Below are 23952 nucleotides of genomic sequence, written 5' to 3'. Positions count from 1 at the left end.
GGCGAAATGGTGTCGTCAACCATCTTGCCGCCTAAATTCGGCAATTGCCGCAAAAATACTTCCAGGCTTGCTGATTTGACACAGGTCTCGTTTCCGGATCGGAGACAAGGGGCACCTCGACGCAGCCGTTCGGACGCTGCGCCAAGGATATACCGATCGGATATCGAGGGGGAATTTGACTTTGAAATCAGCAGGGTGGAGCCTCGCGAAGGGAGAACGCCGCACCATTGCGGCGGCGCTCTGTTCCGTGCTCCTGGCCTCCTGCACCTCGGCTGGCGACCCCACAATGTCGGTTGGCATGCCCGGCTACAATGCCTCCGCATCGGACATTAACGCAGCCTCGACAAACAAGCCGATCGTGGCCGGCGATTCGTCGTCGCAGACGGCGGCCACGCAGACCACCGTGATGGCGGAAGGCGACACAGCGCTGCCCGAGACGGTCGCCTACGTGCCGATAGCAAACCCGCAAGCGGCCTTCCCGCTCACCGCGCCGGCTGGAGCTGAAACGATTGCCGGGAACACGCCGCAATCGCTGCAGCAACCGGCGCAGACGGCTCAACAGACTGAGGCGGCGGCGCAGAAGATTGCTGCCGCCGACGCCGTGACGGCACCGAAGCCGGCCTCGGCACAGGCGTTGAACAATCCCGTCTATGTGACCGCTGGCGAGGCACCGCCAGCGGAGGCGCCGAAGAAAAGAGGGTTCCTGGCCTCGATGTTCGGCGCGACGCCGGCTTCGGCGAAGCCTGCTCCACTGGTCAACACGCGCGCAGGCGAACCGCCGGCCGTGCAGGCCAAGCCCGCCCCGGCGGCGGCAAAGCCGATCATTACACTGGCCTCGGCCGATTCCACGGCGAAACCGGTGCAACTGGCTTCGCTCGGCGACGACTCAGGTCACATCACCGGTGGCGATGCCCTGCCGGGCGTGCGCCAGACGGCCCTGTTCGAGATCAAGCGCAAATCCGGCCTCGACGACGAAAGCGACGTCGACCTCAACGAGGATGAAGGTTCGGGCGGCCTCTACCAGGTGGCCTCCGCCGCGGGCATGGCGCGCCTCGCGCCCAACGGGCTCTTGAAGCAGAACGAGAGCGTCGACGTGGCGTGCCTCAAGCCCTCGCTGGTGCGCGTGCTCAAGACGATCGAAGGCCATTACGGCCGCAAGATGGTCGTCACCTCCGGCTATCGCGACCCCGCCCGCAACCGCCGTGCCAACGGCGCCAAGAATTCGCTGCACATGTATTGCGCCGCCGCCGACATCCAGGTGCCGGGCGTCTCGAAATGGGAGCTGGCGAGCTACGTCAGGACGATGCCCGGCCGCGGCGGCGTCGGCACCTACTGCCACACCGAATCGGTCCACGTCGACGTCGGCCCCGAGCGCGACTGGAACTGGCGCTGCCGCCGGCGCAGCGGTGGCGAAGGCTGACCAGCGCCGGTTCGGCTGGGACCTCCTGACCTCAAGTCACTTCCCGCAATCGTCTGAAAAGTGCCCGGAAATCCACGCAGCGGCTGGTGACGGCCGCCAGAAAAATTACCGCCGGCGCTGCGTGAATCAATCGCTTTGGCAGGCAGGAAAAAAGTTGTCCAAGCCGGCACCTGACGGGTTGCCGGTTGCGCACAACGCCAGTATAAGCCGCTTTCATCTGAGCGCGCCCATCGTCTAGCGGTCAGGACACCGCCCTTTCACGGCGGTAACAGGGGTTCGATTCCCCTTGGGCGTACCAGCTTCACTCGATGTCCCCTACGCTCCCTTTCGGCGTCAAGAGCTATCGCGCCGGACAGGGTAACACCCCCTTCCGAAACGTCATTTTACGTGTTGACCATTCCGTCGCCTCGACCTTGTCGAGGGCAAGGCTCGATGGTTAAATCGGCTTTCCCAAGGGGGATGCTAGATGGCAGTTCACCTTTCGGCGGAGGATCGAGCGCCGGCGGCGACGCCGCCACAAAGATATCTCTTTGGCCCGCTGGCGGACTTCCTCATGCTTGGCGGCAGCGCATTCCTGATTTTGCCAGCCCTGTTCTTCGTGCCGCTCAAATACGAAGGCGCCGTGGCTGCGGTGATGCTTTTCCTGGCGTATCTGATCAACTATCCGCACTTCGCCCACTCCTACCAACTCTTCTATCGCAATTTTGGAAGCAAGGTGCGCGGCGACGGATACGATAAGGGCCTCCAGGTCCGCTATATCTTCGCCGGCATTGCCGTTCCCCTGCTCATGGGCGGGTTTTTTGCTTACGGCTCGATAACGGCGAACGCCCGGCTGCTCGGAAACGCAGCCAACGCGATGTTCTTTTTCGTGGGCTGGCACTACGTCAAGCAAGGCTACGGCATGTTGATGGTGGACGCCGTGTTGAAGCGCAGGTTCTTCACCAATCCGGATAAGAAAATCCTGCTGGTCAACAGCTATGCCGTATGGCTGTTTGCATGGCTCCAGACGAACACGGCGGTCAGCCAAGCAAAATACTACGGTCTGGAATATTACACGTTTGCCACCCCTGCGTGGCTCAATGCGATCGCGCTGTCGGCCGCGGCCGCTTCCACTGCCGCCACCGTTGTGATGCTGATCAATCGCTGGAGCAAAAATGGCGGCAGCCTGCCGTATAACGGCGTCCTCGCTTACAGCGCGTCCCTGTACCTGTGGATCCTGGTCGTGAGAATAAATCCGCTCTGGCTGCTCGTGGTGCCGGCACTCCATTCGCTGCAGTACCTGGCCGTGGTCTGGCGCTATCAAAGCAATGTCGAGCGTGACGGGCCCGATGCAGAAAGGGTTCCAGACTCCAGAATCCTGTCCATTCTTGGTCCGATCTACAGGATGCGTGTCCTGGGGTTCGTCATCGCCGGCGGGGTCCTCGGCGGTCTCGGTTTCTGGCTGGTCCCGGCGGCACTGACTGCCTTGATCCCTTACGACAAGGAAGTCCTGGGTTCGTCGCTGTTCTTCTTCATAGTGTTGATCTTCAGCAACGTGCACCACTACTTCCTTGACAACGTCATGTGGCGACGCGGCAACCCCGAAGTATCAAAATATCTGTTCCGCTAGCGGTTGGCATGGACCGGATGTGGGGACGCCTTGCGGAGCACTTTCAGGCGGAAAGAATTGGCATCGGCTCAGTTGCCGCGCCGGTCGATATCTCTTTTTGCACGGCGAAGAAGAACCTGCGCACCTCGTCGCTCGCCGCTGCTCTGTCCCTGCCTGACCTGACGACGAGATCGAACAACTCCGTTGCCTTGGCCCTCCAGAACGAGGTGGCGCTGTCGCCATGCAAACTGTCGAGCCTGGCAGCCACCTCCCGAACCAGGAATGCCTGACGGTCGATTGGGAATGCACGGATTTTTTCTGGGGACATCTTCCGAACCACGAGACTGACGCAACGAATCAACCATTGCCGAACAAGCATGGCGTAGCCGCGAAAGTGGAAACGGAAGCTTAATGGCATCGGCATCGATGCGCCGTTCGGCCACGGGAACGAAAGAGCGCAGCGCGCCCTCAGGCTTGCAGCCCTCTCGCCTGGCCACCGCGCTTGCGCGGTGCCATCATGTCCCGGGCCATCAGCCCGGTCACCCGGCAGAACGCCATGAACGCCCGGCAGGCATCCTCGGTCTTGACGACGTCCACGGTAGCGCCGAAGCAGGCGTTGAAGGCCTTCTGGTAAATCGGGCCTTGCCGGCGCAGCGGCCAGTCCTGGAGGAAATCAAGGGCCTGTTCGACGCTGTAGATCTCCTCGACAGGCAGGCCGGGTCCGGGCGCGATACGCACCGGCACCTCGAATTGCAGTCTGTCCATCCGCCATCTCCCGAACTGTCGTCACCAGCGGCAACGCCATCCGTCGTAAAAAGTTGCTTTGACCGGCCGCTACCGCAGGAATGTGGCGTCTCCACGGTCATGGACGTTTTGCCGCAGCCGCCGCAAGCAAGCGCCAAGGCGCTCGACCGTGTCGAACGCGGGCGCCTTGGCGATCCGACTACTGGTTGGCGGGATCGGTCTCCGCATCGAAGGCCATGCGCACCGCTGTAAGCAGCACGAAAGCCGACGGCACAGAGAAAATCCCGCCAAGGACAAGTGCCCCTGTCGCCGAAAGGCCGAGCGTCTCCGTCAGCGCCCAGTACACGGTTCCGATACAGATGAGCGCCTGGACGGAAAGGAAAATGGCGGCGCAGGCCGCGCGTGAAAGGCTCTTGAGTGTCTTGATACGTTGCATGGAAACAATCCGGAAATGACGCGCCACACACCGCTGCGCGACCGAGGCCGCCGCACGGATCGCGACGCGAACAGGAAGTGATTTGAGTGAAGGAGCGGTTGGAACCGCTCAGGCCGGAAGCCACGGCGGCGCGCGCGGCTGATTGGCATTCGCCCAAGATGTACGGGCCAACTCGCCAGCAGCGACGATCTCTGCCGGCGGAACCGAAACCAACCAGGAAAAGACGGTGTCCCGGGCCGGCAGGGCCGGATGCCCGCCGGCGAACTTGACCAGAGCCGGCCGGCTGGAACGAACTTCCAGCGCCTGCGCCTTGCCGGTGATGCGCAGCAGCGCCGCCGCTTCGCCGGACCGCTCCACGCCGGCGGTGGCGACACCGGAGGCTGCTCCGGCAAGGACGGGCACCTCCGGCCGGCCAAGGGACAGCATCGCCAGCAGCACCAGGCTCATCAGCAATGAGCAGGCCAACTTCAACGGCGCTTCCGGCAGTCTTGCGTGTTTGACCCTCATGAAATCTCCAAAAACCTCCCTCGCCCTACCGTACGGTCGATCGAAAGGGAAGGAACGAGGGAGTCAAAGACACCGGGCGCGCCGAATATCCCTGCCGCATGGTAGCGTCCGGGCAGTTCTTCCTTGAACCTTTTGTCCTCAAGTGCCAAATCTGGGGAGATTTTCACGCCGGCTCCCTTGCGGAGCCACACCGGCAAGACGGACACCAATGGTCACCTATCTCGACGCCGCCACGGCACCGCTCAGAAACACGGGCCAGATTCGCCTCTATGGCGAGGAAGGTTTTGCCGGCATGCGCAAGGCGTGCGACCTCACGGCGCGCTGCCTCGACGAACTGGTGCCGATGATTGCGCCCGGCGTCACCACCGACACCATCGATCGCTTCGTTTTCGAGTTCGGCATGGATCATGGCGCGCTGCCGGCGACGCTCAACTACCGCGGCTACACCAAGTCTTCCTGCACCTCGATCAACCATGTCGTCTGCCATGGCATCCCCGACAACAAGCCGCTGAAGGATGGCGATATCGTCAACATCGACGTCACCTACATCCTCGACGGCTGGCACGGCGATTCCTCGCGCATGTACCCCGTCGGCACCATAAAACGCGCGGCTGAACGCCTGCTCGAAGTCACCCACGAATGCCTGATGCGCGGCATTGCCGCGATCAGGCCCGGCGCCCGCACCGGCGCCATTGGCGCCGCCATCCAGACCTATGCCGAGGGCGAGCGCTGTTCGGTGGTGCGCGACTTCTGCGGCCACGGCGTCGGCCAGTTGTTCCACGACGCGCCCAACATCCTGCATTACGGCAGCGCCAATGAGGGCATCGAAATGCGGCCCGGCATGATCTTCACCGTCGAGCCGATGATCAACCTCGGACGGCCGCATGTGAAAGTCCTGTCGGACGGCTGGACAGCGGTGACGCGCGACCGCTCGCTGTCGGCGCAGTACGAGCACACGATCGGCGTGACCGACACCGGCTGCGAGATCTTCACGCTATCCCCCAAAAAGCTCGACCGCCCCGGCCTGCCGGCCTAATGTCTCGTCCTGCCGGACCTCGCGGTCGGGAGAGTTGGGGGCAGACGATATGTCAGGTGACGACGACGAGCGCAGTTTCTTTGCAGAAAAGCCTGCGCAGCTTCTCGCGACCATGCACTCTCCTGCGAAAGCCGGGCCTCCCGCGAAGGCCAGGGGGATCGAGGAGAAGCCGCATTATCTCGGCCATCGCGACCGTTTGCGCGAACGCTTCGCCTCGGCAGGTCCGGACGCCCTGCCCGATTATGAGCTTCTGGAACTCCTGCTCTTCCGCCTGATCCCGCGTGCCGACACCAAGCCGGTCGCCAAGGCGCTGCTGGCACGCTTCGGTACGTTGGCCGAGGTGCTTGGCGCGCCCGTCGGCCTCCTCCAGGAGGTCAAGGGCGTGGGCCCGGCGGTAGCGCTCGACCTGAAGGTTATTGCGGCGACGGCCCAGCGCATGGCGCGCAGCGAGGTCCATGGCCGCGAAATCCTCTCCTCCTGGCAGCAGCTTCTCGACTATTGCCGGTCAGCCATGGCCTTCGAGGCGCGCGAGCAGTTCCGCATCCTGTTCCTCGACAAGAAGAACACGCTGATTGCCGACGAGGTGCAGCAGACCGGCACCGTTGATCATACGCCCGTCTATCCGCGTGAGGTGGTAAAGCGCGCGCTCGAACTGTCGGCGACGGCAATCATCCTGGTGCACAACCACCCGTCGGGCGACCCTACCCCATCGCGTGCCGATATCGAGATAACCAAGGAGATCATCGACGCGGCCAAGCGGCTGGGCATTTCCGTGCATGACCACATCATCATCGGTCGCAAGGGCTATTCCAGCATGAAGGGCTTGCTGCTGATCTAGATGATGAGCTCGCCGACATTGCCGGCGTCAGGCCAGACCGGTCGATCGAATGAAAGCAGCGAATTCGCCGGCACGATCTTTCGGCTCAAGAATTTGAAAATCGTTCAATTCTGGAATGATGGCCCGAAATTTGCGACCATGTCGCCATCCTTTTCCAAATCCATCTCTAAATTCCCGGACTTTTAGAAGATAATTCCGTTGAGGGGCGGCATTTCCGTTGGTACCGTTTGAAACGCTTCAATTGGAACCTGCCATTGCAACGCAAGCGCCCAACCATAGCGGATGTCGCACGCGCCGCCGGTGTCTCCATCGGAACGGTGTCGAACTTCATCAATGGGACTGCTGGCCTGAAGGAGGCCACGCGCGAACGCATCGAAAAGGCGATCGCCACGCTGATGTACCGGCCGAGTTCGTTTGCGCGTTCGCTGCCGGGCCGCGCGCCCCACAGGCCGAAGAATCTCGATCACCTGCCGAGGCTCCTGGTCGCGGGCCGGGTCAGCGTCGACTTTCTCTGCCGCGTGGACGTCCTGCCGCATCGCGACGACCGCATCACAGCCAGCCATATCGAGAAGGCGCTGGGCGGGCCTGCGGCCAATCTCGCGGTTGCCGCCGCCGGTGTCGGGGCGCCCTACGCTCTCGACGTGGAACTGGCGACGGCGGTCGGCGAAGACCCGGAGAGTGACTGGGCGCTCGGCGCGCTTTCCAAACTGGGCGTCCACGCACTGCCGATCCGCAACACGCCCAACAACCGCCTTTCGCAGGCCATCGTGATCATCGAGCGCAATGGCAGCCGCACGATCATCAGTGAACCGTTCGAACTCGGCGAGATCGATCTGACCGCCAATCTGGACATCCAGCCCGAGCCGCGCCCGGCCTGTCTTCACATCGAAGGCTTCCACTACGAAACGATGACCGCTTCCATCGCACGCTTTCATCAGGCCGGCTGGAGGGTGAGCCTGCATTCGGCCGGCCTGCCCAAGAGTGCGCGCACGCCGGAAACCTTCACGCAGATGGTCAGGCATATCGATCTGACCTTCATCAACGATGTGATGATGCGGGAGATTTTCGACTTTCGCTCCAGGATGGCGACGATGATCGAAGAGGTGCGGCTGATGCTGGCACGCATCAAGCCGCGCGGAACGGTCGTGCTCACTCTCGGCGAGTTTGGCGCGGTGGTCTTTCCGGCGAATGGCGGACCGCAGATCGAGGTGCCGGCACTGCCTGTCGACCGCGTCGATGCGACGGGCGCCGGCGACAGCTTCGCCGGCATATTCCTAAGCCTCTGGCTGCATGGTGCGTCGCTGGACGACGCCGCCCGCCATGCGGCGATCGGCGCGAGCCTGACGACCACGGTCGAAGGCGCGCAGGGCTACATCGCGGATTTCACGACTTTGAAGGCTGCCGCCTTGGCGAACAACGCCATGTTGGCAAGCTGAACCAACAACTTACGGGAACCCAGGAGAGTATTGATCATGGCGAAAACAAGAGTGCTTCTGGTCGGCGAGAGCTGGATGAGTTCGGCGACCCACTACAAGGGGTTCGATCAGTTCGGCAGCGTCACCTTTCACCTGGGCGCGACGCCGCTGGTCGATGCTTTGAAAAGCAGCGAATTCGACCTCGAATACATGCCGGCCCATGAAGCTGTCGAGAAGCTGCCCTTCACCATGGAGGGCCTGTCGCAATACAAGGCCATCATCCTCTCCGACATCGGCGCGAACTCGCTGCTGCTTCACCCCGATGTCTGGCTGCACGGCAAGACAGTGCCCAACCGGCTCAAGCTTCTGCGCGACTGGACCCAGGCCGGCGGCGGCCTGGTCATGATCGGTGGTTATTTCTCCTTCCAGGGCATCGACGGCAAGGCGCGCTGGCACCGCACGGCCGTCGAGGAGGCGCTGCCGGTGACCTGCCTTCCCTATGACGACAGGCTTGAGATTCCCGAAGGGTTCCGGCCTGAAATCACCGGCCCCAAGGATCACCCGATCTTTGCCGGCATCGAAGGCGAATGGCCGCTGCTGCTCGGCGCCAACGAGGTCATCGCTCGCGATCGCGATGACGTCGAAATCCTCGCACGGTTGCCGCAGGATCAGGGCGGCCATCCGCTGCTGGTCACCGGCCGCCATGGCCAGGGCCGCACGCTGGCCTGGACGTCGGATATCGGCCCGCATTGGCTGCCCAACAGCTTCGTGGAATGGCCGGGCTATACGCGTCTTTGGACCAACGTGCTGCGCTGGGTCAGCAAGGCCGTCTAGCCGACCAGCAACCGCCGGGGAACCGCCATGACAGAACCGTTTCTTGTCGCCAGAAATATCGCCAAGCGCTTCGGCGCTCTGACTGCGCTTGCCGATGTCGACCTGGAAATCCGCTCCGGCGAGGTGCTGGCGCTTCTCGGCGACAATGGCGCCGGCAAATCCACCTTCATCAAGATCCTGGCGGGCGCCCATCCACCCAGCGATGGAAAGCTTCTCATCGAGGGCAATCCGGTGGCTTTCTCCTCGCCCAAGGATGCGGCGTCGTCGGGGATCGCGACGATCTTTCAGGAACTGGCGCTCTCGGAAAACCTGTCGATTGCCGAAAACGTCTTTCTCGGCCGCGAATTGAAACGCTCCATTTTGGGTATTCCCTTCCTGAAGCGCAAGGAGATGCGCCAGCGCGTCGATGGTCTGTTGAAAGAGCTCGACGCGCATATTTCCGATCCGGAAGCACCCGTCGGCAGCCTGTCCGGCGGCCAGCGCCAAGCCGTGGCCATCTGCCGGGCGCTCAATCTGAATGCCAAGCTGGTCATCATGGACGAGCCGACGGCGGCCCTTGCCGTCGCCGAGACCCGCAAGGTCCTGGCACTGACGCGGCGGCTTGCCGCGCGCGGCTGCGCCGTCGTCCTCATCAGCCACAACATTTCCGAAGTGTTCGAGGTTGCTGATCGCATCGTGGTGTTCCGGCGCGGCCGCAAGGTGGCGGAGCGGCTGGCGGCCGAGACCAGTCACGAGGAAGTCGTTTCGCTCATAACAGGCGCCCATCCCGACGTGCGGGCGCTTGAAAAATCAAACTGAAATGCACGTCCATTCCAGAGAGGATAAACCAATGCTTTCTCAACTCAAAAAAGCGCTCGCCGTTTCCGCGCTGTCGTTCGTGGTCGCCACGGCAGCGCATGCCGCCGACAAACACAAGGTCGCCTTCGTCCCGCAATTGATCGGCATCCCCTACTTCAATGCCATGGAAGCCGGCGGCAATCGCGCCGCCAAGGACCTGGGCGTCGATTTCATTTATTCCGGCCCCGTCGACACCAACCCGGTCGATCAGCTGCAGATCGTGCAGAACCTGATCGACCAGGGGGTCCAGGCGATCTCGGTCAGCGTGCTGGATGCGTCCAGCATCGCGCCTGTCGTCGAGAGCGCCAAGGCCAAGGGCATCAAGCTTTTTACCAGCGACAGCGATGCACCCGACAGCGGCCGTGCCGTCTATGTGGCGCAGGCGACCGACGAAGGGCTCGGCACGACGATCATCGATGAACTGGTCAAGCGCGTCGGCGAGGACGCCACGATCGGCATCGTCTCCGGCGAGGCGACGGCGTCCAATCTCAATGCCTGGATCGGCTACATGCAGAAAGAGGCCGCCGCCAAATATCCGAAGCTGAAACTGCTCGATCCGCAATTTGCCGGCGGCACGGCCGAGCGCGCCGCGCAGATATCAGGCGATCTCATGGCCGCCAATCCCGACATCAAGGCCATCATCGCCGTCGCATCCTCGACCTGTCCGGGCGTCGCCCAGGCCATCGAGACCGCCGGCAAGATCGGCTCCGTCATCGGCACGGGCTACTGCAGCCCGAACACGGCGCGATCCTACCTGAAGAGCGGCGCCTTCGGCTTCACCGTGCTGTGGGATCCCGAGCAGCTCGGCTATCTCACGGTCTGGGCCGGCAAGCAGCTGATCGACGGCAAGGCCTTCGAAGCGGAAAACAAGATCGCCGGCCTCGAAAAGCCAGCCACCTATGATGCCGCCAAGGGCATCCTGCTGCTCGGACCGCCGGCGGTCTTCACCAAGGACAATGTCGACAAGTTCAACTTCTGAAGCCTTGGGATGAACACGGTGCGACAGTTTGGAAACGGCGTTTTGGCCATGAATGGGCGGGAGTGGTCCTTGCTTGCCGCCTGTCTCCTGGCGATCGTCATCTTTTCTGTCGCATCGCCCCACTACGCCACGTCAGGCAATGCGGCGACCGTCCTACGCAACAGCGTCGAACTGCTGCTGATCGGCCATGGCATGACCTTGCTGCTGGCCATGGGCGGCATCGATGTGTCGATCGGCATCGTCATGGGGCTGGCGGCCATCGCCATCGGCCGCGTGCTCGGTGCCGATGGCAGTCCGGCGCTGGCGATCATTGTCGGACCGCTGGTCGGTGCGCTGCTCGGCTGCGTGACGGCCACCGTCGTCGTCCTCGGCCGCGTTCCGGCAATCGTGGGAACGCTGGGCCTGCTTGGCGTCTACCGCACTGCCGTCTTTGTCCTTCTCGGCGGGCAGTGGCTCTCAGGCCTGTCCTCGAGCCTCACCAATCTTCTGGCAACCACCGTGCTCGGCGTTCCGGTTCCCGCCATCGTCATTGCCGTGGCCTATCTGGTCGTCTGGCTGGCGTTGCGGCGAACCCCCTACGGGCCGCACCTGCTGGCGATCGGCAATTCCGAGGAAAAGGCGCGGCTGTCTGGAATCCCCGTGGTCAAGGTACGCTTCATGACCTTCGTCATCAGCGGCGTCCTGACCGGCATTGCCGCCACGTTCTACGTCGCCACCTACCGCAATGTGGAGATGACGATCGGCAGCACGCTGGCGCTCGATGCCATCGCCGCGGTCATTCTCGGCGGCACGAGCATATTGGGCGGCAGATGCAGCCTGATCGGCACGGTCTTCGGCGTACTGCTTCTGAGAATTCTCCAGAATGGATTGCTCTTGATCGGCGTTCCCTCGCTTTGGCAGCCTGTGGTCACAGGCGTTCTCATCATCGGCGTGCTTGGCTTCGAAGCCGTCTCCAACCGCCTGCCGCTTGCCCAATTCCTGCGAGCCCGGGCATGAACAGGATCCGGAACCTGCAGGGCCCCGCCCTCACCTTGGCTCTGCTGTGCGGTCTCTGGCTGCTCGTCATTGCCGGCCTGCTGGCGCTCAAGCCTTCCGTGTTCAGTCTCGGCACCGTCACCACAATCCTGCAATTCTCGACGATCCTGGCCCTGGTCGGTCTTGGACAGGGCCTGGTCGTCCTGGCTGGCGGCGCGGGCATCGACCTGTCCGTCGGCGGCGCCGTTTCGCTCTCGGCGATCGTTGCCATGCTTTCCCTGAAGCTGGGGTTGCCACCCCTTCTGTTGCCGGTCGTCTGCATCCTGGCCGGCGGTATGCTCGGCGCCTTGAATGGATGGCTGGTGAACGGGCTTGCCCTTCTCCCCTTCATCGCGACGTTGGGAACATTCTTCGTCTATTCCGGCCTGGCGTTGGCGGTCACCGGCGGCGCGGCGCAGTCCGGCGTGCCGGCCTGGCTGCTCGTTTGGGGGCGCGGTGCGATCATGGGCATCCCCGTGCCTTTCCTTACGCTCGCCATCCCCTGCTTCGCGCTTGCCGGTCTCGTGCTGCTCTCGACGGCTTGGGGACGCTGGATCTACGCCATGGGCTTCAATGAACGTTCGGCCAAACTGGTCGGCATCCCGGTCGATCGCGTACGCTTCATCCTTTATGTGCTGAGCGGCGCGCTTGCCGGTGCGGCCGGCCTCGTCTCCCTCGCCTGGCTCGGCAGCGGCAGGCCCAATATCGGCCAGAACCTCGAACTGGAATCGCTGACCGCGGCCATGCTGGGAGGCATCGTCATCACTGGCGGGCGCGGTGGCGTCGGTGGCGTGTTCGCGGCCGTCCTGCTGCTGGTCACGCTGAAGACCGGCCTTCTGCAATTGAACATCAACACGGTCTGGCAGGTGGGGATTGTCGGCGCCCTTCTGGTTTTCGTGCTCCTCGCCGACCGACTTTCCCAACATTGGAGATAAAAATGCCTTCCATGGAAGAGACCATCGCCGCGCGCGTCGAGGCGGCCGCCGAGCGCATCGTCAGGACACTGAGCGATCTCGTGGCCTTCCCCTCGATCGTGAAATCCGATCCCAAAGAGGCTGGCCCTGGCGAGCGTGATTGCCAGCTCTACCTGCAAAAGCGCATCGAAGCGCTCGGCTTCTCGACCGATCTCTGGGATCCGGACGGTCCGGCGCTCTACGAAAAATACAAGGGTCGTGCCGGCGCCAACAAGGGCAGAACCTTCGAGGGCAGGCCCAATCTCGGCGGTGTTTTGAAGGGCACGGGCGGCGGACGATCCATCATGCTGACCGGCCATATCGACGTCGTCCCGCCGGGTGCCGCCGGCCACTGGACCACCGATCCCTTCCAGCCTGTCCTGAAGGATGGATTCCTGCACGGTCGCGGCACGGTCGACATGAAGGGCGGCGTCGCCTGCATGCTGATGGCCGTCGAGATCCTGAAGGAGCTCGATGTTCCCCTGTCCGGAGACGTCGTCTTCACCACCGTCGTCGACGAGGAAATCGGCGGCATGGGGTCGCTCGCCATGGTCGATCGCGGCTTTCGCGCCGACGCCGGGATCATGACCGAACCAACGGCGAACAGGATCGCACCGCTTTGTCACGGCATCCTGTGGGGGAAGATCATCATCGACGGCATAGGCGGGCACGCGGAACTGACGCCGAACGCCTGGTATTCGAGCGGCCCGGTCGACGCCGTCCAGCTTTGCCGGCAGATCCTCGACGGCATCGACATCCTCAACCGGCGCTGGATGTTCGATCCCAGGAAGAACCACCCGCTGATGGACCTGCCCAACCAGATCATCGTCACCCAGATCAATGCCGGCGAACACCCGTCCTCCATGGCGGGACGCGGCGAGATCATCATCGACGCACAGTACCTGCCGAGCGAGCATGACGAGTTCAGGCTTGGCGGCAACGTCAAACGCGAAATCGAAGAGCACATTGCCAATGTCTGCCAGGCGGATCCTTATCTGCGAAAGCACCCTGCCCGTGTCGAATGGATCCTCGATGCCGATTGCGCCGAGATCCCGTCGGACAATCCCTTTGTCGGCCTGTTCCAGGAGGCCGTCAAAGCAGCCGACCTGTCGCCGGCCCTGAGCGGCTTCGGCGCACACAGCGACATCGGCTTGCCGACCGGCCTCGGCAACACCCCGACCGTCAACTTCGGTCCTGGCGATCCGGCGCAGGCGCATCAGCCGAACGAGCGCGTTTCGGTGCGCGATCTCGTCGATTGCACGAAGGCGATTGCGATTGCGGTCGAGAAATGGTGCCGCTAGCAGGCCACAGGCCCAAGCGGCAGATCACCCGCCAAAGCGCGGTTCGGGAACGCCGGTCACGCCAAGGCCGGTGATGGCGAACAGGCTGCCGCGCAGGACACCGTCGCCGGGAAAGCGTGGCAGCGGCGGCTTGGCCATCGAGGTGACGTAGAGCGTGTCGAGCTTCGGCCCGCCGAACATGACGCTGGTTATCTTTTTCACCGGCATGTCGATGATGCGGTCGACGCTGCCGTCCGGCGCATAACGCACCAGCTTTCCGTCATAGACCAGCGCGTTCCACAGATAGCCCTGGGCATCGACGGTCGAGCCGTCGGCGGCGCCACCGCGGCTGGTGTCGACGCGCACGAAGGTGCGGCGGTTGGTGGCCGCACCGGTCTCGATGTCGTAATCATAGGCCCAGATCTCGCCGGTCCAGGTGTCGGCGAAATAGAAGGCGCGGTCGTCGGGACTCCAGCATGGACCGTTGGAGCAGATGATGCCGGAATCAATCCTGGTGACGGAAAAATCCGGGTCGAGCCGAAAGAGACCGCCGGACGGCCCCTCCTCCATCGTGTCCATTGAGCCAGCGAAGAAGCGGCCGCGCCGGTCGACCTTGCCGTCGTTGAGACGGTTCATCGGCTTGTCCGGCTCCGGATCATGGATCAGCGTCACCTCGCCGGTGGCGAAATCGAGCAGATGGAAACCGCGCTGCAACGAGACGACAGCGCCGCCGCCATCCTTGCGCAGCGCCATCGAGCCGATCTTCATCGGCACGTCCCAGCAGCGGATCTCGCGCCCGTCGGCGGTCGCGCGGAAGACGCGCCCGTCGAAACTGTCGATCCAGTAGAGACGCTCCTGTTCGACGTCCCAGAGCGGTCCCTCGCCCAGCGTGGTCTTCACGTCCACCACGACTTCGATCTTCATGCCGTCCTCCTCTTTGTTGGCTCGCGCGGCGATTGGCTGTGTCAGAAAGCGACCTTGTCGCCGCCCTTCAGCGACAGGATCTCGCGCGCTTCGTCCGGCGTTGCCACCTCCATGCCGAGCCCCTCGATGATCTTGCGCGCCAGCACGACCTGCTCGGCATTCGATTTGGCAAGCTTGCCCCTGCCGGCCCACAGGCTGTCCTCCAGCCCGACCCGGATGTTGCCGCCAAGCGCCGCCGACTGCGCGGCGATGCGTAACTGGCTGGCGCCGGCTCCGAGCACCGACCAGCGGAACTGATCCCCGAACAGCCGGTCCGCTGTGCGCTTCATATGCGCGACATCCTCCGGATGCGTGCCGATGCCGCCCAGCAGCCCGAAAACCGACTGAACGAAGAAAGGCGGCTTCACCAGCCCGCGGTCGGCGAAATGGGCGAGGTTGTAGAGATGGGCGATGTCGTAGCACTCGAACTCGAACCGCGTGCCATTGTCGTAGCAGGTGGCAAGGATGTACTCGATATCCTTGAACGAGTTGCGGAAGACGAGATCGCGCGTCGCTTCCAGATGCGGCTTTTCCCAGTCGAACTTGAAGGTCTCGTATTTGTCGGCCAGGTGATAGAGCCCGAAATTGATCGAGCCCATATTGAGCGAGGCCACCTCCGGCTTGAACTGGGCGGCCGGGCGCACCCGCTCCTCGACCTTCATATAGGGGCTGCCGCCGGTGGTGATGTTGATGGCGGCATTGGTGCCTTGCTTGACGCGGGGCAGGAAACGGGCAAAGGCCTCCGGCGTCTGGTCGGGCTTGCCGGTCTCCGGATCGCGGGCATGCAGATGCAGGACCGCGGCGCCGGCTTCCGCGGCGGCGATCGCCTCCGAGGCGATCTGGTCCGGCGTGATCGGCAAATAGGGCGACATGGTCGGCGTGTGGATCGCCCCTGTCACCGCGCAGGTGATGATGACCTTGCCCCTGGCCGCCGTGGCGCCGGGCTTGCGGCTGGTTTCTTTCATTGTCCGAACTCCTGATCCGATTTCTTCTTGTGCGCCGCCAGCGCCATCAGCCGGCGATCCCGCCATACCTGCCGGTCGCCCAGCTTCTCCCTGGGCAAGCGCCTGCTACGCTCGGCCTCGACGGTTTCCATCACCTCGCCCGCCCAGTCGACGCGGCGCAGCATCTGCGGAAAAATGTTGGAATAGATGCCCTGGTAGCGCTCGGCATAGTCGCGCACGCCGCCCGGCGCGTTCAGGTCGATGGTCTCGAACGGCCCCATGAACGACCAGCGCAGCGCCAGCCCGTCGCGGATGCCGATATCGACATCCTCGACGCTGGCATAGCCGTCGGCGACAAGCCGGAAAGCTTCTTCGAGCAGCGCCCCTTGCAGCCGGTTCATGATGAAGCCGTCGAGCTCGCGCTTCATCACCAGCGGCGCGTGGCCGGCATCGATGAGGAAGGCGCGCGTCCTTTCGAGCGTCTCGGCGGACGTCCACGGCGCCGGCACCACCTCCGCCGCCGGAATGAGATAGGGCGGGTTGATCGGATGCACGACCAGGCAGCGGTGCCGCCCTGGGAGATGATCGGTGAATTTCGACGGCAGCAGCGCCGAGGTGGAGCTGGCGATCACCGCGTGCGGGTCAGCGAGGAGGTCGATCCGCGAGAACACCTCGCGTTTCACATCGAGGTTTTCCGGCGTGTTCTCCTGGATATGCACGGCACCGGCCAGCGCCGTTTCCATATCTCCCACGACGGCGATACGCTCGAGCACCGCGTGCGGGGACTGGCCGCGCAGCAGGTCGTTCGAAGCGAGATCGCCGAGCACGCCTTCTATGTAGTCGCGGGCACCACCGCTCGCGGCAGGCGATTGATCCCACATCCGCACGTCATGGCCGGCGCGCGCGAAACTGATCGCCCAGGCCCGTCCGATGAACCCGCTTCCGACGATTGCAACCTTGGTCATGGTTTGCTCCTCAAAGCGTTTCGACGTTGCCGTCGACGCCGAGCGACTGGCCTGAAATGTTGATGCCCGCGTCGGACAGCAGGAAGGCGACCATCGAAGCCACATCATACGGGCTGGTCATGCGACGCAACGAGATGTTCTGCAGATAGCGTTCGGTCATTTCCTGGTGGCTGACGCCGACCTGTTTGGCGCGTGCCGCGATGACGCTCTCGATACGCGGCCCCTCGATGATGCCCGGCAGGATGGCGTTGACCCTGATGCCATGCGGCCCAAGCTCCTTGGCAAGGCTCTGCGTGAAGCCGATGACGCCGAACTTGGCCGCCGAATAGGGCGTGCGGAACGCATAGCCGTGGCGGCCGGCCGCCGACGACATCGAGACGATCGAACCGCCGCCGGCCGCCTTGATGAGCGGCACGGCGCGCCGTGCGCACAGGAACTGGCCGGTCAGGCCGATGTCGAGACAGCGCCGCCAGTCGGCCGGATCGATTTCGTCGACGCCGCCGGTCGGCCCGGCGATGCCGGCATTGTTGATCAGTGCGTCGAGGCCGCCCAGTTTCTCCTTCACCGCCTTGAACAGCCGGTCGACATCGTCGTCGCGCGACACGTCGGCCTTGACCGCTGCAACAAGCGTCATTTTCTGCGGGGCAGCCGCGAGGGCTTCGTCGGAGACATCGCAGACGACGATGCGGGCACCGAGCCGCGACAGGGTTTCGGCAATGGCGAAGCCAATGCCTCCGGCGCCTGCCGTCACCAGGACACGTTGCCCTTTGAGCCCTGCCAGGAATTCGTCGGGCGATTTGGGTGCGCTCGTGCTCATCATTCCATTCCCTTCATTGAATGCGTCTTTCGCGCAGCGCCATGACGGCGCCGAGCACCACCAGCCCGAACAGGATCGCCCGTGTGGCGTAGGGCAGCGTCGTGCCGGCCAGCAGCATCTGCAGCGCCGTCAAGAGCAGCACGCCGCCGAGCATGCCCAGATAATGGCCGCGTCCGCCGGTGATCAGCGCGCCGCCGACTACCACGACGGCGATGGACGGCAGGAGATAGTCGTCGCCCATGCCGAGGCTGGCCTGGCCGGAAAAGCCGGTCAGCATGACGCCGACGAGCGCCGCGCACAGCGCCGACAGAATATAGACGAAGATCAGCGTCCGTCCGACGGCGATGCCCGAAAGCTGGGCCGCGCGCGGGCTGTTGCCGATGCCGTAGACCTTGCGACCGAAGGCGGTGCGGCCGAGCAGCAGCACCGCAAGGACCACGAAGGCGACCATGAACGGCACGACGGGCGTTACTACCCATATCTTGCCGGTCATGAACCAGCGCAGCATCGGCGAGGAGAAGCCGGCTGGAGTGCCTTGCGAATAGAGAAGCGCGAAACCTTGCAGGATGCCGTTGGTGGCGAGCGTCATGACGATCGGCGAAATGCCGAGGAAAACGATGCCGATACCATTCGCCAGTCCGATAAGACAGGCAATGGCGAGCACCACCGGCAGCGCATAGAGGAGTGCCGCGTCCGATCCGTTGACCATGCCGGCAAGGAGGATGCCCGACAGGCCGATCGTCCAGGGCACCGACAAGTCGAGCCCGCCGGTGAGAATGACGCTGCCCTGCCCGAGCGCAAGCACGGCGAGGAAACTCGACAGCACGAACAGCGAGTTCCAGTAGGTGGGATTGAAGATGGCCCGGCCGAGCCAGATCTGGGTGACGATCATGACGACGGCCAGGCAGACATAGGCCGGCAGCGCGTAGCGAAGCGCCTCGGCATTGCGCACGCGAAAGCCGGGCGCTTGTCCCGGAACGGCGGCCTTGTGTCCGAGGCGCAGCCTGCGGTCGGTTGGATCGAGCTGCGACGGCAGCATGCCGGCGCGCCAGGCGGCGAGCCGCGCGCGCAAGGCGCGAGCCTGGTAAGCGAGGACGGAGCCATGCGACAGCGAACCCGCGAGCACGGCAAGGATCAGGATGGTGCCCTCGGCGATAGTCGAATAATAGGCCGAAACGTTGAGCACGAGCAGGACGTTGACGACCATCATCAGGATGTAGGCGCCGAAGACGGTGCCGAACGGACCGCCCTGCCCGCCGCCGAGCCGCGTGCCGCCGACCACGACGGCGGCAAACATCGACAACAGCAGCGGATTGCCGACCAGCGGGTCGCCGCTGCCGGTCTGGGCGCTGATGAACACGCCGGCAAGCCCGTAGCAGCCGCCGGCGATGACATAGACGAAAAAGCGCACGAGAACGACGCGCACGCCGACCGCGGCGGCGGCGTCCGGATCGCTGCCTACCGCGTAGAGCGCCGTGCCGAACCGCGTGCCCTTCAGCCAGAACCATGCCAGCAGGACCACGCCGATGACGACCAGCGGCATGGGCAACCAGCCCGGGATCGCGTCGCCGAGATAGAAAGCGCCGAGATCGGGCGAGACGAAGCCGCCGGGCTTGTCCATGACCAGCAGTGTGATGCCTTGCAAGATGAACATGGTCGACAGCGTGACGACGATGGGCTGCATACGCAGCACCGCGATGAAGAAGCCGTTGAACGCCCCGACGAGCATGCCGACGCCAATGCCGGCCAGCGTCCATAGCCAGACGCTCGTTCCGGTCGCCATCGGATCCATCGACGTGGCCAGCACCACATTGACCAGCGAAACCACGGCGCCCGCCGACAGGTCGAAGCCGCCGGACAGGATGACGATGGTCTGGCCCATCGCGGCCAGCGCCGAGGTGGCGCCGCCGCTCGACAGGAACGAGATGTCGAAATAGGTGAGCCGCCCGGCGCTGATCAGGTCGACGACGACGAGCAGCACTGCAAAGACGATCGCCGCGATAATAGCGCCGCGATGCCGCGCCAGGAGGCGCACCAGAAATCCGGCTTGTCCGGTTGTTAACGAACCGACCGCGCTCACTGTGCCGCCTCCAGCATATTGCCGCCATGTCCCATCGCCGGCCGCATGATCGCGCTCTCGGTGATCTCGTCGCCGGCGAGCTCGGCCACCAGCCGTCCGTCATAGAGAACGAGCACGCGGTCGCATTGGTGGACGAGTTCGGGAATTTCGGTCGAATGCAGCAGGATCGACCCGCCGGCCGCCACATAGTCGCGCATCATCACGTAGAGCTCGTGCTTGGTGCCCACATCGATGCCGCGGGTCGGGTCGAAGAGCAGCAGGATGCGGCTTTCGGCAACCAGCCATTTGGCGATGGCGATCTTCTGCTGGTTGCCGCCGGAAAAGGCGCCTGCCCTTGTCCACAGCGCACGCTTGTCCACCTCGACCGTCGAGAAGGCCGCCTGCACGGCGCGCGCTTCCTCTTCCTCGCGGATCAAGCCGAGTCGGGTGAAGCGGCCGACCACCGGCAGCGATGCGTTCTGCCGACCCGACAATTTCAGGAACAGGCCTTCGGTCTTGCGATCCTCCGGCACCAGCCCGATCGCCATGTTGGGTCTCAGCGCATCGGCCGGCGAGCCGAGCCACACTTTGCGGCCGTCGACCATGACGTGGCCGCGTTCGATCTCGGCCATGCCGAAGCAGGCAAGGAACAGGTCTAGCTGGCCCATGCCCTGAAGTCCGGCGATGCCGAGGATTTCGCCCTTGCGCAAGTCGAAACTGGCGCCGTCGAGTTTTCTGCCCGCCTTGAGATCGCGCACGCCGAGCACCGGCGGACCGAAGACCGCCGCACCCTCGGGCTTTGGCGGAAAGGTCTGCGCGAGGGCGCGGCCGATGATCTTCTCGATCACATCCTCGTCCGAGATGTCGGCCACCGGTGCCGTGACGATGTGGCGGCCATTCCGAAGGATGGTCAACGTATCGCAGAAAGCTCGCACCTCGCGCATGCGGTGGGTGATGAACACGACCGTTGTTCCGGCGGCCTTGAGCCGCGCGATGATCGTTCCCAACCATTCGACGTCGCCGCCCGAAAGCGTCGAGGTCGGCTCGTCCAGCAGCAGGATGCGCGGGTTCCGGTAAACGGCGCGCGCGATCTCGATCTTCTGGCGGACTGCGAGATCGAGCGTCGCAACCTCGGCGTCGAGATCGACCGAAAAACCGAGATCGGCAATGTGCCGGCCAACCGCCTTGCGCGCGGCCGACCGCCTGATCAATCCGGTCGGGCCGGATGGCGCATAGGGCAGCAGCATATTGTCGAGAACGCTGAGGTCGCGGACCAGCGTCATCTCCTGGAACGCCGTCTGCACCCCGCGATCGTGCGCCGCGCGCGGCGAACCGAGCGCGGCCGGCGCGCCAAGGATGCTGATCTGGCCCTGATCGGGCCGCACCAGTCCCGATAGGAGCTTGACCAGCGTCGACTTGCCGGCGCCGTTCTCTCCCAGCAAGGCGTGCACGCTGCCGGGCGCGATCGCGAAGGAGACGTCGTCAAGCGCGACGGTCGCTCCAAACGCCTTGCGTATGCCGTTGACGGCAATAGCCGGCACATGCGTTGTTGAAGTCATCATTCCCGGTTCCGGCATGCCATGCCTGCGTGCGCGTGGAGCCACACAGCGCTCCACGAGCACGGACTGCTGAAGCTTACTCTTCGGGTTGGCCGACGAGCGCCGCGTTGAGGCCGATCTCGGGCGTCTGGTCGGAGAAGATCGACGCGAACCAGCCGGGGTTGGAAACCAGCGACGGCTTGAAGGTGTTGCATCCGGCCTTCATTTCCGCCCAGGTGCCCTCGTTGCAAAGCTTGATCGTCTCGTTGGTGACGACCGGCAGCGGCAGGATCGTCGCTTTAGGTACATCCTTGCCCTCGACCGCCTCGATGGCGAGCTTCAAGGCGAGCGCGCCGGAATAAGGCGGCGAGGCATAGGAAATGCGCGGCGCGCCGAGCGGCGCGTAGGGAGAAGCAGCGCCCTCGACCTCCGTGCCTTCCGGCAGCATCTGGATGCGGCCGCCATTTGAGCCTTCGCCGGCGCAAGGCAGAAGCTCGCTGGCCTTCTTGCCCGCCTCGAGCTGCATCGAATTGGCGGTAAAGCAGCCGACCTGCATCCACAGCCCGTTGATATCGCTCCAGTTGCGCGTGGCGAGAATCTTGGAAAGTTCGGTGCGGGCGACCGCCTGGCTCCACATGCCGACAGCCTCGCCGACGATCTTGATGTCGGGGTACTTGGCGAAAACCTCCTTGGCAGCCTTCGTCCGTTGGTCGTCGACGGATGTTCCGGGAACGCCCGTGACGGCGATGATGTTGCCCTTGCCATTGAGCTTCTTCACGAGCCATTCGGCGGTCACCCGGCCCGCTTCCAACTGGTCAATATGGACGTTGTAGGCGCAGGGTTCCGTGATCTCGGCGTCGTAGGCGAAGACCTTCACCCCCTTGTCGCAGGCATTCTTCACGACCTGATTGAGCGCGGTCGGCGAGATCGGATAGACGACGATCGCCTCGGCGCCGCTTTGCACCATGGCGTTGATCTGCTGGATCTGGCGTTGCGCATTGGGCCCGGCGACCTGGACTTGCAGGTCGACCTTGTCGGCAAGGCTTTTGTGAGCGGCCATGGCCTTGACCATGTTGGCCGCCTCGGCCTGCCAATCGTTGCCGATGTAGCTCATGCTGAGAAAAATCTTGTGTTTTTCGGCGGCCTCGGCCGCGGAGATGCCAAAAGCGCAGACAGCCATGCCGGCCAGCAGCGCAAGCCGCCGGGCTTTCAATCCGATACCCATATGAAACTCCTCCCGATCCGAACGATCGGATGCCTCCCAAGGGCACGAGACGTGACCTTGCCATCCGATATGGCAACCGTACCACCATTTGATCAAAGATCAATGATGAAATATGCTCAAGACAGGCGACGGCCGGGCGCTTGACGCCGCAGCCGGAAGCCTGCATTCCGGATACGGGCTATGGCGCAGCTTGCGCGGGAAGGTTGAGGGGAGATGGCTGGAGCGGCGTTCAGGAAGCCGGGTGTGGAGATCGCGCCCCTGTCCAAGGAGACCTTGCAGGACAGGGTCTATCGCCATGTCACCGAACTGATCCTCGACGGCAGCATCGTGCCGGGCGAGATGGTAACGGTGCAAAGCCTCGCCGACGCTTTCGGCGTCAGTCCGATGCCAGTAAGGGAGGCGCTGCGGCGGCTGACCGCCGCCAACGCGTTGATGGTGGTTTCAGGCCGCTCGATCGGCATTCCCGCACTCAGCCGCGCACGCCTCGTCGATCTGAGAAACGTCCGCTTCGAGATCGAAGCGATCGCCGCCGCATGGGCGGCCGAGCGCATGGACGAACAAGCCATCGCCCGGCTGCGCCAGCATCTGGACGAACTCGAACAGGCCAACGCGGCGGGAGACGTCAAGTCCTATCTGCGCGCCAACTACGCCTTTCATTTTTCCATCTACCGGGCGGCCGGCTCCGAGAATATTCTCAACATCATCGAGAACCTGTGGCTCCAGATCAGCCCTTATTTCAACATGCTGCACGATTCCGGAAACTATTCGACCGCCAATGCGCACCATCAGGAGATGTTCGCCGCGTTGCGTGACCGGGACGCGGAAGCGGTCAAGGCCGCGGTCCGCGCCGACATCGACGCCGCCTTCGACGTTCTGGTCGGCTTGCTGAAATAGCCAAACGGGTTCCGTCGGCGCCCGAAGCGCGCAGCGGACACGTTCAAGGCATAGCGGCGTTGCAACTGCCGGCTAGCTGGCTGACCGCTTCATCGACTCCGGCCAGGTCGAAATCGGCCTGGCCGCGTCCCGACAGCAGCCCGAAGCGCCACGAAAGTTGGAGCCGGTTCGCGGCGGCAAGGCGCTTTATGCCGTCGGCGCCATCGCGCACCAGCATTCGGCCGCGCGGGCCGACCAACCAGCTCTCGTCGAACTTGTTGTCGCCGTCGACGGTGACCGACATGGTGATCTTGCGATTGGCCGAGACGGTGTCGTTCAATTGCAGCCACTCGGTCCAGCGCGGTTGGCTGTCCGGGCGGCAGGCGATGGTCAGGATCGGGCTATAGCTCAGGGCGCCACCGCCGGTGATCAGCTTGTTGGTGGCATGGACCGAAGCCGTGACAAGGCCGTCATCGTCCGTGCCGATGCGCCAGGTGCCGGCATCGGCCTGGGCAAAATCGCAGGCAAAGGCCAGGGCGATCGCCAAGGCGACCACGCGTCGCGTTTCGAAGAATAGGCTCAACCGCCCCTCCAACAACCCTGTGGTTTGCAGCAGAAGCGCAGATAGTGATCAATGCTCGGTATCGACAATGGTCACTGTCCGCGAAACGGATCGGCTGTTGCAGT

General features: G+C 63.8%; 24 protein-coding genes and 1 tRNA gene. 13 read left to right on the top strand and 12 right to left on the bottom strand.

Translation table 11 applies throughout. The features are described 5' to 3' along the window. The first annotated feature begins 175 nt into the window (after nt 1–175). From LB566_RS19110 to LB566_RS19100, 3 genes are all read left to right on the top strand, one after another. Nucleotides 176–1420, top strand: coding sequence for a YcbK family protein (locus LB566_RS19110; protein WP_224625510.1), 1245 nt, complete (start codon nt 176–178; stop codon nt 1418–1420). Nucleotides 1421–1643: 223 nt separating this feature from the next. Beyond that, nucleotides 1644–1718: transfer RNA gene (locus LB566_RS19105), tRNA-Glu, on the top strand. A 168-nt stretch (nt 1719–1886) separates the two neighbouring features. Next, nucleotides 1887–3029 (top strand): hypothetical protein, encoded by a 1143-nt coding sequence (locus LB566_RS19100; RefSeq protein ID WP_224625509.1) that lies wholly within the window; start codon nt 1887–1889, stop codon nt 3027–3029. Between the two features lie 43 nt (nt 3030–3072). Here the strand turns inward: LB566_RS19100 and LB566_RS19095 are convergent, their stop codons facing one another. The 4 genes from LB566_RS19095 to LB566_RS19080 all read right to left on the bottom strand — a co-directional run bounded on the left by LB566_RS19095 (nt 3073) and on the right by LB566_RS19080 (nt 4695). Then, complete coding sequence (locus LB566_RS19095; RefSeq protein WP_224625508.1) at nt 3073–3432, bottom strand: DUF6074 family protein; 360 nt, start codon at nt 3430–3432, stop codon at nt 3073–3075. A 44-nt stretch (nt 3433–3476) separates the two neighbouring features. Continuing rightward, entirely contained in the window at nt 3477–3773 is a 297-nt protein-coding gene (locus LB566_RS19090) for a DUF982 domain-containing protein (protein WP_140551494.1), read from the bottom strand. A gap of 178 nt (nt 3774–3951) precedes the next feature. After that, entirely contained in the window at nt 3952–4188 is a 237-nt protein-coding gene (locus tag LB566_RS19085) for a hypothetical protein (RefSeq protein ID WP_224625507.1), read from the bottom strand. 108 nt (nt 4189–4296) lie between these two features. Then, nucleotides 4297–4695: a hypothetical protein gene (locus LB566_RS19080; protein ID WP_224625506.1), complete on the bottom strand. Its 399-nt coding sequence runs from the start codon at nt 4693–4695 to the stop codon at nt 4297–4299. Between the two features lie 208 nt (nt 4696–4903). On the opposite strand from LB566_RS19080, the gene map reads away from it, so the two are divergent. The 9 genes from map (at nt 4904) to LB566_RS19035 (ending at nt 13902) form a co-directional block, all read left to right on the top strand. Beyond that, the gene (map, locus tag LB566_RS19075) at nt 4904–5731 is read left to right on the top strand and encodes a type I methionyl aminopeptidase (RefSeq protein ID WP_224625505.1); all 828 of its coding nucleotides are present in this window, start codon (nt 4904–4906) and stop codon (nt 5729–5731) included. Nucleotides 5732–5780: 49 nt separating this feature from the next. Then, nucleotides 5781–6569: a RadC family protein gene (gene radC / locus LB566_RS19070; RefSeq protein ID WP_411910490.1), complete on the top strand. Its 789-nt coding sequence runs from the start codon at nt 5781–5783 to the stop codon at nt 6567–6569. Nucleotides 6570–6823: 254 nt separating this feature from the next. Then, entirely contained in the window at nt 6824–8005 is a 1182-nt protein-coding gene (locus LB566_RS19065) for a carbohydrate kinase family protein (RefSeq protein WP_224625504.1), read from the top strand. Between the two features lie 36 nt (nt 8006–8041). Then, nucleotides 8042–8818, top strand: a complete 777-nt coding sequence (locus LB566_RS19060) for a glutamine amidotransferase (RefSeq protein ID WP_224625503.1) — start codon at nt 8042–8044, stop codon at nt 8816–8818. 27 nt (nt 8819–8845) lie between these two features. Beyond that, nucleotides 8846–9616 (top strand): ATP-binding cassette domain-containing protein, encoded by a 771-nt coding sequence (locus tag LB566_RS19055; protein ID WP_140551488.1) that lies wholly within the window; start codon nt 8846–8848, stop codon nt 9614–9616. Nucleotides 9617–9647: 31 nt separating this feature from the next. Beyond that, the gene (locus LB566_RS19050) at nt 9648–10634 is read left to right on the top strand and encodes an autoinducer 2 ABC transporter substrate-binding protein (RefSeq protein ID WP_224625502.1); all 987 of its coding nucleotides are present in this window, start codon (nt 9648–9650) and stop codon (nt 10632–10634) included. A 69-nt stretch (nt 10635–10703) separates the two neighbouring features. Continuing rightward, nucleotides 10704–11630, top strand: a complete 927-nt coding sequence (locus LB566_RS19045) for an ABC transporter permease (RefSeq protein WP_224625501.1) — start codon at nt 10704–10706, stop codon at nt 11628–11630. Next, nucleotides 11627–12583: an ABC transporter permease gene (locus LB566_RS19040; RefSeq protein WP_224625500.1), complete on the top strand. Its 957-nt coding sequence runs from the start codon at nt 11627–11629 to the stop codon at nt 12581–12583. Before LB566_RS19045 ends, LB566_RS19040 begins: the two co-directional genes overlap by 4 nt. 2 nt (nt 12584–12585) lie before the next feature. Then, nucleotides 12586–13902, top strand: coding sequence for a M20 family metallopeptidase (locus LB566_RS19035; protein ID WP_224625499.1), 1317 nt, complete (start codon nt 12586–12588; stop codon nt 13900–13902). A 24-nt stretch (nt 13903–13926) separates the two neighbouring features. Here LB566_RS19035 and LB566_RS19030 read toward each other — a convergent pair whose 3' ends face one another. The 7 genes from LB566_RS19030 to LB566_RS19000 all read right to left on the bottom strand — a co-directional run bounded on the left by LB566_RS19030 (nt 13927) and on the right by LB566_RS19000 (nt 22392). Continuing rightward, complete coding sequence (locus LB566_RS19030; protein WP_224625498.1) at nt 13927–14805, bottom strand: SMP-30/gluconolactonase/LRE family protein; 879 nt, start codon at nt 14803–14805, stop codon at nt 13927–13929. Between the two features lie 41 nt (nt 14806–14846). Next, nucleotides 14847–15809 carry a 3-keto-5-aminohexanoate cleavage protein gene (locus LB566_RS19025; RefSeq protein WP_224625497.1) on the bottom strand — a complete coding sequence of 321 codons (963 nt, stop codon included), beginning with the start codon at nt 15807–15809 and terminating at the stop codon, nt 14847–14849. Then, the gene (locus LB566_RS19020) at nt 15806–16753 is read right to left on the bottom strand and encodes a 3-hydroxyacyl-CoA dehydrogenase (RefSeq protein WP_140551482.1); all 948 of its coding nucleotides are present in this window, start codon (nt 16751–16753) and stop codon (nt 15806–15808) included. Before LB566_RS19020 ends, LB566_RS19025 begins: the two co-directional genes overlap by 4 nt. A 10-nt stretch (nt 16754–16763) precedes the next feature. Next, nucleotides 16764–17570, bottom strand: coding sequence for an SDR family oxidoreductase (locus LB566_RS19015; protein ID WP_224625496.1), 807 nt, complete (start codon nt 17568–17570; stop codon nt 16764–16766). 13 nt (nt 17571–17583) lie between these two features. Then, nucleotides 17584–19650 carry an ABC transporter permease gene (locus LB566_RS19010; protein ID WP_224625495.1) on the bottom strand — a complete coding sequence of 689 codons (2067 nt, stop codon included), beginning with the start codon at nt 19648–19650 and terminating at the stop codon, nt 17584–17586. Continuing rightward, nucleotides 19647–21188 (bottom strand): sugar ABC transporter ATP-binding protein, encoded by a 1542-nt coding sequence (locus tag LB566_RS19005; protein WP_224625860.1) that lies wholly within the window; start codon nt 21186–21188, stop codon nt 19647–19649. The genes LB566_RS19010 and LB566_RS19005 overlap by 4 nt, the downstream gene beginning before the upstream one ends. 76 nt (nt 21189–21264) lie before the next feature. Continuing rightward, entirely contained in the window at nt 21265–22392 is a 1128-nt protein-coding gene (locus tag LB566_RS19000; RefSeq protein WP_140551479.1) for a sugar ABC transporter substrate-binding protein, read from the bottom strand. A 213-nt stretch (nt 22393–22605) separates the two neighbouring features. Here LB566_RS19000 and LB566_RS18995 point away from each other — a divergent pair, with 213 nt between their 5' ends. Beyond that, on the top strand, nt 22606–23286 hold the full coding sequence (locus LB566_RS18995; RefSeq protein ID WP_140551478.1) for a GntR family transcriptional regulator: 681 nt from the start codon (nt 22606–22608) through the stop codon (nt 23284–23286). Nucleotides 23287–23329: 43 nt separating this feature from the next. Here the strand turns inward: LB566_RS18995 and LB566_RS18990 are convergent, their stop codons facing one another. After that, the gene (locus LB566_RS18990) at nt 23330–23848 is read right to left on the bottom strand and encodes a hypothetical protein (protein WP_224625494.1); all 519 of its coding nucleotides are present in this window, start codon (nt 23846–23848) and stop codon (nt 23330–23332) included. Nucleotides 23849–23952 lie beyond the last annotated feature (104 nt).

This window comes from Mesorhizobium sp. CA13, assembly GCF_020165235.1.
Classification (GTDB): Bacteria; Pseudomonadota; Alphaproteobacteria; order Rhizobiales; family Rhizobiaceae; genus Mesorhizobium.
The sequence above is the reverse complement of the archived record's forward strand: the minus strand, read 5'-3'. Positions and strand labels throughout refer to the sequence as shown.